Consider the following 10,479-nt stretch of genomic DNA (forward strand, 5'->3'; position numbering starts at 1 on the left):
TTCTTTGTTAATGTAACTGTAGATTTTTTGTCTGGTGTCAGATGTATATGAGCGCTTTGGGACATTTGTTCTGTTTTATCGGAACAATTTCTTGCTGTCGCTACACTTCGCACAAAAACTTTATATCGAGGCTTACTTCGCCAACATCCACATATTTTGAAGATTTCTAGCATATTATTCCTTATGAAAAAATGGATAATGAGTATAGGCATAATTTGTTTGATTGGAGCATTATATATGCTTCCTGTGGCATTGGGTGAGAGACTTACGGTTAAAGAAGATTCGCCTGCAACAACAGAGCAAGCTTGTGAAATATTCATAGAAGTGGAGGGACAACAGGAGAAAATCCCTTTAGAAACGTATATAACTGGTGTAGTAGCTGCAGAAATGCCTGTGTCATTTAAAAAAGAAGCTTTAAAGGCGCAAGCTATTGCAGCAAGGACATACGCGTTGCAATCGACAAATTACGGTAAAATATCTATCGCTCCTACTGTTGCTAGACAAGTTTTTTACAATAAGGAGCAAAGAAAAGAGAATTGGACTAGCAATTTCCCGGGGAATGAAAAGAAAATTGTCGAAGCTATTAATGAAACGAAAGGACAAGTTCTTCTATATAATAATGAATTAATTACGGCAATGTTTCATTCTACGAGCAATGGGAAAACAGAAAGTGCCTACGATTTTAGTGGCAATGATATACCTTATTTACAAAGTGTTGCGAGTAATTCGGATCTATCATCACCAAAGTTTTCAGCGATGAAAGAATGGACATTAGCTGAATGGAATTCATTGTGGCCTGTTAAATGGCAAGTAAGTGACTTCAACCGTGTACAGTTTTTTTCAAATGATTCAGGACGTGTTGAGCGCATGCAGTTAGGTAAAAATGTGTGGTCAGGGCGAGAAGTTCGAACACTTTTAGAAATACCATCAACGGATTTTAAAATTGCATATAATTCTACCGCTGGAAAAGTGCAAGTGAGTACGAAAGGATACGGGCATGGGGTAGGAATGAGTCAATATGGAGCAGAGGCTATGGCAAGTGATGGGAAAACTGCTGACGAAATTTTACACTATTATTATCAAGATATTGAAATAAAAAAGATAGATGCATGTTTAAAATAACTTCTAGTTGTTCACACTGCAACTAGAGGTGATGAAAATGAGAGAGGATAAAAATAGTAAAACTTCTCAAAATCAACAAGATGAAAAAGTTCAATTACAGAAGAAACCGTGGTTTTGGCCAGTTGTTTATGCTGGTGGGGCTCTAATGCTAGCAGGTTTGCTGCTTGGTTACAATAGTCTCGTATCAAAAGTAGAAGAGGCTCCTTCCACAAATGTAGCAGAAGTAGATTCAGGTCCTGTAGTTGAAACAAATGCAAAAACAGAAACACTGAAGTACCCATTCAAGGAAGAGAATCTTAGTAAAATTCAAATTTCACAAGAGTTTTATGAAGTAGAGGCTAATGCAGAGTCGCGTGAAAAAGCACTAATGGTATTTAATCAAACATTTACGACATCTTCCGGTATTACGCTTTCTATGAATGGTGAAGAATTTGAAGTACTTGCTGCTCTAAGTGGTAAAGTAAAACAAGTAAAGCTTGATGCATTTACAGGTAATAAAATTGTTATTGAGCATGCAGATGGTAAGCAAACACAGTATAGCTCTGTAAAAGACATTGCTGTCAAGGAAGGCGATGAGGTAACACAAGGTCAAGTACTTGGAAAAGCGACTGACAATGAGTGGAACCAATCAGCTGGCGTTAACTTGCATTTTGAAGTACTAGAAAACGGGAAATATATTAATCCGAAAAAATTACTAGCCTTTTAATTTATTTCAGTAGAAGTCTCTCACCTCTATAGGTGGGAGACTTCTACTGGTTTAAGTCACTTTTCAGCGGGTATTCAAGCCTAATGATAGGAAAATTCGTAGATTTTAAATATAGTAAACGATAGTTTTACATTGGAAGAAATGAATACTAAAAAATGCATAAAAAAACGGTATTTTATCGTGAAAATGTAAAATGTGTTCTGAATAGCTTTGTCCTCACATAAGGTGAAGAAATGCGCAGACGTGCATCTGATGCCATTTGTGAAATTGTGTGGAAAGGACGAAGAACGTGCACGAGCACATTCGGAAGCGCTGCATACGCCTCGGTGAATTATTGATTGAGACGCGTGAAACTGTGCGTGTCCTCGCGAAAATGACAGGTTATTCAAAAAGTACGGTGCACAAAGATTTAACAGAGCGACTGCCAACAATTCATGAAGGATTAGCTGAGCAAGTAAAGGAAATACTCGCCTACCATAAGGCCGTACGTCATATTCGTGGAGGAGAGGCAACGAAAAACAAGTGGAAAGAAAGAACGAGTCAAGATTGATTCGTTCTTTTTTTGATTCAAAGGTCAAGCTAGATACTTCTTTTAATTTCCTTACATAATTGAGAAATAGCTAATTCTCCTTTCATCCCAAGCCTTCGATAATGAAACCATACAAAAAATTGTTTAAACAATTTCTTCTTTTCAATAAGTGTTCATATAATTGAGAGAATACAGTTCCATTAACTAAAATTAGGTGTAATTACCAATGGTATATGATAAAATATTCTAGATAAACAGATAAAAATGAACGTTATGTAGTTGGAAATGGCGGGAAGGAGAAATTATAAAATGTTTTCGAAAGATATTGGCATTGACTTAGGAACTGCGAACGTATTAATACACGTTAAAGGTAAAGGAATCGTCTTAAATGAACCATCTGTTGTGGCGATTGATAAAAAAACAAATAAAGTATTAGCGGTGGGAGAAGAGGCTCGTCAAATGGTAGGGCGTACACCGGGTAATATTACTGCAATTCGTCCACTACGAGATGGTGTCATTGCAGATTTTGACGTTACGGAAGCGATGCTAAAACATTTCATCAACAAGTTAAACGTCAAAGGGTTTTTAGCTAAGCCACGTATTTTAATTTGCTGTCCAACAAACATTACTAGTGTTGAACAAAAAGCTATTCGTGAAGCTGCAGAAAAATCAGGTGGAAAAAAAGTATACTTAGAAGAAGAACCAAAAGTTGCAGCTATTGGAGCGGGCATGGATATATTCCAACCTAGCGGCAATATGGTAGTCGATATTGGCGGCGGAACAACAGATATTGCAGTCCTATCAATGGGTGATATTGTAACGAGTGAGTCCATCAAAGTAGCAGGAGACATTTTTGATAATGATATTTTACAATATATTAAAAAAGAATATAAATTGCTAATTGGTGAACGTACTGCAGAAGCCATAAAAATTACAATCGGAACAGTCTTTAAAGGTAGCCGAAATGATTCAATGGACATCCGTGGTCGAGACATGGTAACAGGTTTACCACGTACAATAACGATTCACTCGGAGGAGATTGAACGTGCATTACATGAATCGGTTGCTATGATTGTTCAATCTGCAAAAAATGTTTTAGAAAAAACACCACCAGAGCTATCGGCTGATATAATTGATCGTGGGGTTATTATTACTGGCGGTGGTGCATTACTACACGGTATGGACCAGCTATTAATCGAAGAGTTAAAGGTACCTGTGTTCATTGCAGAGCATCCTATGGATTGTGTAGCAATTGGTACAGGCATTATGCTTGAAAATATTGATCGAGTGTCCGCGCCCTTATAAAAATATAATGAGGTGATTTCTTTGTTCAAAGGGTTTTATACAGTTGCAACTGGTATGATTGCACAGCAAAGACGAACAGAATTACTAACCAATAATTTATCAAATGCAAATACACCAGGATTTAAAGCAGACCAATCAACAATTCGTTCATTTCCCGACATGCTTATGTCAAGTGTAGGAAAAACGAATGCACCTGCTAATCAACAAGCGGGCTCTCAATATATGAGTCAAGTTGGCGCTTTAAATACTGGGATTTATATGCAAGAAACATTACCAAATTACATACAAGGTCAAATTTATAGCACAGACTTCACGACAGACATGGCTTTGATCGATGGAAACTTACCGCAAAATGAAGACGGCACTGCTGGATCAATTTTCTTCCGTTTAGCACATCCAGAGGGTGGCGAAGCATATACACGTAACGGGAATTTTACATTAGATGGTCAAGGATATTTAGTAAATCCACAGGGACTGTATGTGCTATCAGACAGAGGTCAACGCATCCAGCTACCGAATGATGATTTCCGTTTAGATGAAAATGGGGCAATTTATGTTAATAATCAGCAGGTAGCTCGTGTTGGAGTATCATTTGCAGCGGATCCGAACATGCTAAGTAAGCAGGATAATGGTTTAATTCGAACTGAAAACGGTGAGAACTTACCGACAGCGTATGGTGCCAATGGCGTAGCCTTTACACTGCGTCAAAATTATCTAGAGGGCTCAAACGTAGACTCTAGTCGTACAATGACTGATTTAATGACAGCATATCGCGCTTTCGAAGCTAACCAAAAAGTGTTACAGGCTTATGATCGCAGTATGGAAAAGGCTGCCAACGAAATCGGGAAAGTATAATAGGCGAACTGGAGGCATTTGAATATGCTACGTACAATGATTACTGCAACAAACACAATGGGGCAATTACAAAATAAACTAGATACAATTAGTAATAACATTGCCAATAGCAGCACACTCGGCTATAAATCACAAGAAGCTACATTTAATGAATTGCTTTATCAGCAATATAATAATGACAAGCTAGATCGAGCTGACCGACAATCACCTGTTGGCATCCGTTATGGTTCAGGTGCAATGCTTGGACAAATTCAATCAAATCAAAAGCAAGGCTCTCTACAAACAACAAATCGTGACCTTGATTTTGCTTTTACAAAACCAAAGCAATATTTCAATATTTTAATGCCAGATGGTGAAAATGGTACAAAAACAGTGTATACTCGTCAAGGTGACTTTTATTTATCACCATTAAATAATGGAACAGTAATGGTTGTAACTGCAGATGGATATCCATTGGCAAACTCAACAGGACAAGCTATTACATTACCGGACAATGTAAAAAGTTTCGCGATCGGTGATGGAGGCGTATTAGAGGCATCATATCCAAATGGAGATGTTATTCGTACTGATGTAGCAGTGACAGAGTTCCAAAAGCCTCAGCTAATGGAGAAAGTTTCTGGCGCCTACGTTGGATTTCCGGATAACCTAGCTCAGCTTGGATATACACAAGCTGAAGTTGTCACTGAATTACGAGGAGCAAATCGTCAGCAAATTGGCATGCAGAGCGGTTCGCTAGAAATGTCGAATGTAAATCTTTCAAAGGAAATGACGGATTTAATTCAGACGCAGCGTTCTTATCAATTCAATGCAAGAGCTGTAACTTTAGCAGACCAAATGCTTGGGCTCATTAATGGTATTCGATAGTAAATCCATTATTACTGTTTAGTAAGTAATGAAGAGGAGTACAATCTATGACAAACGATTCAAGTCGAGGTTCTATGCAAACAAAAGAAACCGATACGCCACCAGAAGAGAAGGAACACGGCTCAAATGGAGAGCAACGAGAGGTTCGATGGGTGCAAATACGGCTGATTCCGATTTGGCTACGCGTTGTACTTATTATCATCTTAGTTGTTGTTGCCGCAGTTTTAGGTGCAATGTTTGGCTATAGTGTAATTGGACAAGGTAGAGCCATGGACGTTTTCAAACCAGAAACATGGCAGCATATATTTGATATTATGAATGGTAAAGAATAATTTTATTCTTTACCTTACTTTGTGTTTACATATAATATCTTCATTCAGTAGGTGTTGGATATTGAATGAAGATATAGCCTCCAGCGGATGTTACGGATTATAAATTGTGCGTGCACATTTCAAAATCCGGACGCAATTACGCCGAGGCAAAATTGATATAAGGGGGAAAAGAAAATGTTAACAGCAGAACAAATTCAAGCAATTTTACCGCATCGTTATCCTTTTTTATTCGTTGATCGTATCGTTGAATTAGAAGAAGGCAAGCGTGCAGTTGGTTTGAAAAATGTCTCTATAAACGAGGACTTTTTTAATGGGCATTTCCCTGGCTATCCAGTAATGCCTGGGGTTTTAATTGTAGAGGCGCTAGCACAAGTCGGTGGCGTCGCATTATTAAACGCAGATGAATTCAAAGGTCGTCTAGCTTTCTTGACGGGTATTGATAATTGTCGTTTTAAGCGCCAAGTAGTTCCGGGAGATCAACTTCGATTAGAGGTAGAGTTCGTGAAACTACGTGGAGTAATGGGCAAAGGTCATGGTGTGGCGACAGTCGATGGAGAACTAGTATGTGAAGCGGATATTCTATTTGCCATTGGACCTGCACAGCCAAAATAGGTGTAATTTGCAATTATAGGCTAAAAGATTTAAAATAATCATATCGAATAATGTCTTTACTGTTAATCTTTTAATAGTTTAGTCTATAAGTAGTGCAGTTAAAGAAATTACGATGTTTTATAAAAATGTATATGGCGTTATATGTGATTGTGAATTAATACATGTAGTTTTGCTTTTAAAACGTAGGAGGATTATATAGATGTATAAGGAATTGTCTTCAGGTGTTAAAATTAGCATTACGCGTTCGATTTCAACATCTTTTGAATCATACTTAGCAGGTATTGATTGGAAAGAGGAGCGTTTTTCTATGGAAGACTTCATTGCTAGCTGGCAAACTTATTTTAAAGAAAATGCCGCATGGATCGAAAAAATCCCAGCAAATGTTTTGATGAGTACTGAATTCCATGAAGAGATGGCGCAGAAAATCGATGAAGTAATTGCAAAAATTTTAAATGAAGAACCCACAGCTAAACAAATTGAAACAATCGAGGCATTGCAAAAAGAGCTAGGTACAAATTATAGCTACAACTGTAAAGCAGAAGCAGCATACATTGAACAATTGTTAAAAGAAAAACAAAAATAGTTTGTACAAAAATCGGATAGTTCCCTCCTTTCCCGGGCAATCTATGTAGGATCACAAATGCAACACATTGTATTTGTTGACATAGCACCGAGAAAGGAGGATTTTTCTATGTGGAGAATGTCATTTTTGGCAATTATTCTTGCTGCTTTATTCCTTGGAGGTTGTAACTGGGGAAACAAGGCTGTTGAAACAAGACCAGTGGAGAATGTTAAACACGACGTTCGCCGTGGTGTTGACAAAGTGGAAGACGTTGTAGAGCCGTCTAGAAGAAATGACGTTTACAATCGTGACGTAAATGGTGTTAACCGTAACACTGTTCTTCCAGAAGCTGCAGCACCAGGTACAACTACACCAGGTACAACTACACCAAGAACTACAACACCAGGTACAACGACAGTACCAGGAACAACTACAACGCCAGGAACAAATGCTGACTTAAATGGTACAAATGGTTATAACAACGTACCAAATGCAAACGGCGTAGTTAAAGAAAAGATCGTTGAAGAGAAAGTAACGCGATAATTATAAAAAAGAGTGTTTCCATCCAATGGAACACTCTTTTTTTCTTTTAGGGGGAAATATTACCGAGTGGAAGAGAAGTGAATACTCGCGAAAGAGAAGAAAATACTCGCGGAGGAGAAGTGAATACTCGCGAAAGCGAAGGAAATACTCGCGAAAGAGAAGTGAATACTCGCGGAAGCGAAGGAAATACTCGCGGAGGAGAAGTGAATACTCGCGGAGGAGAAGTGAATACTCGCGGAGGAGAAGGAAATACTCGCGGAAGAGAAGTGTATACTCGCGGAAGCGAAGTGAATACTCGCGAAAGCGAAGGAAATACTCGCGGAGGAGAAGGAAATACTCGCGGAGGAGAAGGAAATACTCGCGGAGGAGAAGGAAATACTCGCGGAGGAGAAGAAAATACTCGCGGAGGAGAAGGAAATACTCGCGGAAGAGAAGTGAATACTCGCGGAAGCGAAGTGAATACTCGCGGAAGCGAAGGAAATACTCGCGGAGGAGAAGGAAATACTCGCGGAAGAGAAGTGAATACTCGCGGAGGAGAAGTGAATACTCGCGGAGGAGAAGTGAATACTCGCGAAAGAGAAGTGAATACTCGCGGAAGCGAAGTGAATACTCGGGGAAGCGAAGGAAATACTCGCGGGCAAGATGGCAATACCCGCACGAAGGTGAGAAACCTGCTAAATATTCTCAGGAAGGGCGGAAAAATGGCTTCATATATTCCACTAAATTTTCGGGTAATCGGTAAACACGATTTTTATAAGAACCTGTATAGGGAAATTGAAATTTTCTAAGTAAACGATTTGCAGCATCAATGGAATGAATACCGAAAAACTCACGCAGCTGTTTATTGGTGATTGTTGGTCTAACTAAGTACTGATAATCTTGTAAGGCTTCAGCGAAAATTTCTTCGCTTGCATATTGACAGTATAAACATCTCCATATTCCGCGAGCATAATGCATTTGAGATTTGTATTTGCATTTCGGACAAAGCACGCCTTGGCGAAATCGTGATGAATCAATAGCAGCCGGAATTTTCGATGGCTGATGTCTACTAAGAAGTAGTTGAGCAATTTGAGTTAGCTGTTCATCGCTTAAAATGGCATGTGTATATTTATTAAAAAGGGAATGAAGATGTTTTTGAAGTCCTGAAACATGGAAAATCGGGATTGTATTTGGATGACTTGCAATGATAGCAGAAGAGTTAGCAATGATAACCGCACCCTCAATGGGGAGAGAATAGTTTTGGAAAATAACTTTAAGAAATTGCATATGTCGTTGGGTCTGAGTAATTGCATTGGGGAATCCTTCAACAGTTCCATCCGACTTCGTTCGAATACATTGATGAGTAATATCGTCAAAATCGAGACGGCCGTTAATATTTTTTATTTCAACAACTAGCATAAAATTACTGCAAATGAAAAGCGTATCGAGTTGATGCGAATGCTGAGCAGAATTCATCAGAATTAAATTATGTAACACTAAAAAAGTATAGGGACATACTAATTCAAGCCATTCACGGTCAACTCTTCTTTCACCAACAAAGCCAGCATCGAATCTTCGGAATTGCTCATTATAATAGCTAAAATCAGGATCCTCTTCGAACAAACGCCTCTTTAAAGCCTCAAGCCATATTAATTTTACAGGCTTTTCTCTAATAGCAATTTTCAAGTGTAGTTACCTCCTATAATTTTTACATCGTATTTTACCTTAAAATCTCTACCTGTCCAATAAAAAAATAACGATGCAAATTTTTGCATCGTTAAATCAAGTTCAATCATTTTTGAGTTTTGGTCGTTCTTTCATATCGTGTGAGAAGCGGTCCAATAACTTATCTAAAGTAACGCCCTCAGCTAGTAACTCGGCTAGTAATTGCTCGGCATATTTCGAGCGTTTTGTCTTTAGCGTTCCTTTTAAAAGGACAGAGATGTGCTCGCCAATTTCTTGAACTGTATGTACGACAACCTTAAAAGGAGCAGGCTCATTATCTGGAAATGAAATAACTGCACGTACATTAAAGACAGTAGCATTCGCTAATAGTTCATCAAAAGTTGAACGATATTGCCGGTCCATAAACAGTTCGAGAATCCAAGATTGATGGCTGTTTTCCTGGTTAATAATAATACCATCGACTAAAGGGAAAGGTTGTATGCCGTCTTTTGTGACAAGGTCAAAGGAAAGCATCTTAAATGTTTTCATTATGTAATATCCTCCTAAGTCGGTCATCCTTTTTAGTATAACATATTCAATTAGCCCTGGTTACGATAGGGGCAATGCTGTGTTTTTGCACAATTTGCAAAAACAGCGAAATTGTATATTTCAACAATTAGCATTTGCTATTACAGCGAAAAGCATTCAGCCCGAAAAATCTTTTAAAAAATGAAAAGTAAAAGCCTTAATATACCTAATTTATGATTAAAAATTAAGGGAAATGATAAAAATCGACTTTTGCCAATGCTGGATTAATTTTTGTAAGATGAGAGCAATCGAAAGCAAAGGAGGTGAATCAATGAACCAAATCGGACTGGTCGGAAGGTTAACAAAGGATCCAGTGTTACGACACTTATCTGGAAATCGCGTGCAAGCACATTTTACTCTAGCCATTAATCGCAATTACAAAAACAGTCGTGGGGAAGTGGATGCTGACTTTATTCTTTGTACAGTTTGGGGAAGGCTTGCAGAGCATATCGTCAAATATTGCGGAAAAGGCTCATTAATTGGAGTGAATGGTCGAATTCAATCAAGATCATTTTTAAATGAAGAAAGCGCAAAGGTTTTTATAACAGAAGTAGTCGTAGAAGATGTCCGATTTTATCGGCTTAAGCCAAGGGATAGCGACGGGGCAGTTGTGCCTCCAAAGCCACCAGATGAGCAGGAAGGCTTAAAGGATTTTGTGCTACCTGAGGCAGCAGTACAATTGCCGGTAATATAGCAGTTCTAATTGGTACATACGGGGCAAGAAACAAGTTGTCTGATCCGCCATTCTCCTTTTATTACTTGCGCCGTAATCAAAATTTAGAAAGGAATGATGTCTACATTTCATAACGTAGTTCAT

The 10,479-nt window shown here is 38.4% G+C and carries 14 protein-coding genes; 12 read left to right on the forward strand and 2 right to left on the reverse strand.

What is annotated here, in order from left to right; translation table 11 throughout:
* Positions 1-183 precede the first annotated feature (183 nt).
* The 11 genes from spoIID (at position 184) to ACZ11_RS18620 (ending at position 8,218) form a co-directional block, all read left to right on the forward strand.
* Positions 184-1,122 (forward strand): stage II sporulation protein D, encoded by a 939-nt coding sequence (spoIID, locus tag ACZ11_RS18570; protein ID WP_049668032.1) that lies wholly within the window; start codon positions 184-186, stop codon positions 1,120-1,122.
* A gap of 37 nt (positions 1,123-1,159) precedes the next feature.
* Entirely contained in the window at positions 1,160-1,828 is a 669-nt protein-coding gene (locus tag ACZ11_RS18575; RefSeq protein ID WP_049668033.1) for a M23 family metallopeptidase, read from the forward strand.
* A 289-nt stretch (positions 1,829-2,117) separates the two neighbouring features.
* Entirely contained in the window at positions 2,118-2,378 is a 261-nt protein-coding gene (locus tag ACZ11_RS18580) for a sporulation transcriptional regulator SpoIIID (RefSeq protein ID WP_049668034.1), read from the forward strand.
* Between the two features lie 288 nt (positions 2,379-2,666).
* A complete protein-coding gene (gene mreB / locus ACZ11_RS18585) occupies positions 2,667-3,662 on the forward strand; it encodes a rod shape-determining protein (protein ID WP_049668035.1) in 996 nt (331 codons plus the stop codon).
* A gap of 21 nt (positions 3,663-3,683) precedes the next feature.
* The gene (locus ACZ11_RS18590; protein WP_049668036.1) at positions 3,684-4,517 is read left to right on the forward strand and encodes a flagellar hook-basal body protein; all 834 of its coding nucleotides are present in this window, start codon (positions 3,684-3,686) and stop codon (positions 4,515-4,517) included.
* Between the two features lie 24 nt (positions 4,518-4,541).
* Positions 4,542-5,381 (forward strand): flagellar hook-basal body protein, encoded by an 840-nt coding sequence (locus ACZ11_RS18595; protein WP_049668037.1) that lies wholly within the window; start codon positions 4,542-4,544, stop codon positions 5,379-5,381.
* Between the two features lie 47 nt (positions 5,382-5,428).
* On the forward strand, positions 5,429-5,713 hold the full coding sequence (locus ACZ11_RS18600) for a DNA-directed RNA polymerase subunit beta (protein WP_049668038.1): 285 nt from the start codon (positions 5,429-5,431) through the stop codon (positions 5,711-5,713).
* A 174-nt stretch (positions 5,714-5,887) separates the two neighbouring features.
* Positions 5,888-6,325: a 3-hydroxyacyl-ACP dehydratase FabZ gene (gene fabZ, locus ACZ11_RS18605; protein WP_049668039.1), complete on the forward strand. Its 438-nt coding sequence runs from the start codon at positions 5,888-5,890 to the stop codon at positions 6,323-6,325.
* Positions 6,326-6,524: 199 nt separating this feature from the next.
* Complete coding sequence (locus ACZ11_RS18610; protein ID WP_049668040.1) at positions 6,525-6,908, forward strand: hypothetical protein; 384 nt, start codon at positions 6,525-6,527, stop codon at positions 6,906-6,908.
* 108 nt (positions 6,909-7,016) lie between these two features.
* Positions 7,017-7,430, forward strand: coding sequence for a hypothetical protein (locus ACZ11_RS26820; protein ID WP_049668041.1), 414 nt, complete (start codon positions 7,017-7,019; stop codon positions 7,428-7,430).
* Positions 7,431-7,507: 77 nt separating this feature from the next.
* Positions 7,508-8,218 carry a hypothetical protein gene (locus ACZ11_RS18620; RefSeq protein WP_049668042.1) on the forward strand — a complete coding sequence of 237 codons (711 nt, stop codon included), beginning with the start codon at positions 7,508-7,510 and terminating at the stop codon, positions 8,216-8,218.
* Here ACZ11_RS18620 and ACZ11_RS25360 read toward each other — a convergent pair.
* Both ACZ11_RS25360 and ACZ11_RS18630 read right to left on the reverse strand, forming a co-directional pair.
* Positions 8,115-9,095, reverse strand: coding sequence for a nuclease-related domain-containing protein (locus ACZ11_RS25360; RefSeq protein ID WP_082172841.1), 981 nt, complete (start codon positions 9,093-9,095; stop codon positions 8,115-8,117). The genes ACZ11_RS18620 and ACZ11_RS25360 overlap by 104 nt on opposite strands.
* Before the next feature lie 102 nt (positions 9,096-9,197).
* A complete protein-coding gene (locus ACZ11_RS18630) occupies positions 9,198-9,623 on the reverse strand; it encodes a YwpF family protein (protein WP_049668043.1) in 426 nt (141 codons plus the stop codon).
* Between the two features lie 310 nt (positions 9,624-9,933).
* Between ACZ11_RS18630 and ACZ11_RS18635 the strand changes: the two genes are divergently transcribed.
* Positions 9,934-10,356: a single-stranded DNA-binding protein gene (locus ACZ11_RS18635; protein ID WP_049668044.1), complete on the forward strand. Its 423-nt coding sequence runs from the start codon at positions 9,934-9,936 to the stop codon at positions 10,354-10,356.
* Positions 10,357-10,479 lie beyond the last annotated feature (123 nt).

The organism is Lysinibacillus xylanilyticus, assembly GCF_001183605.1.
Lineage (GTDB): Bacteria > Bacillota > Bacilli > Bacillales_A > Planococcaceae > Lysinibacillus > Lysinibacillus xylanilyticus.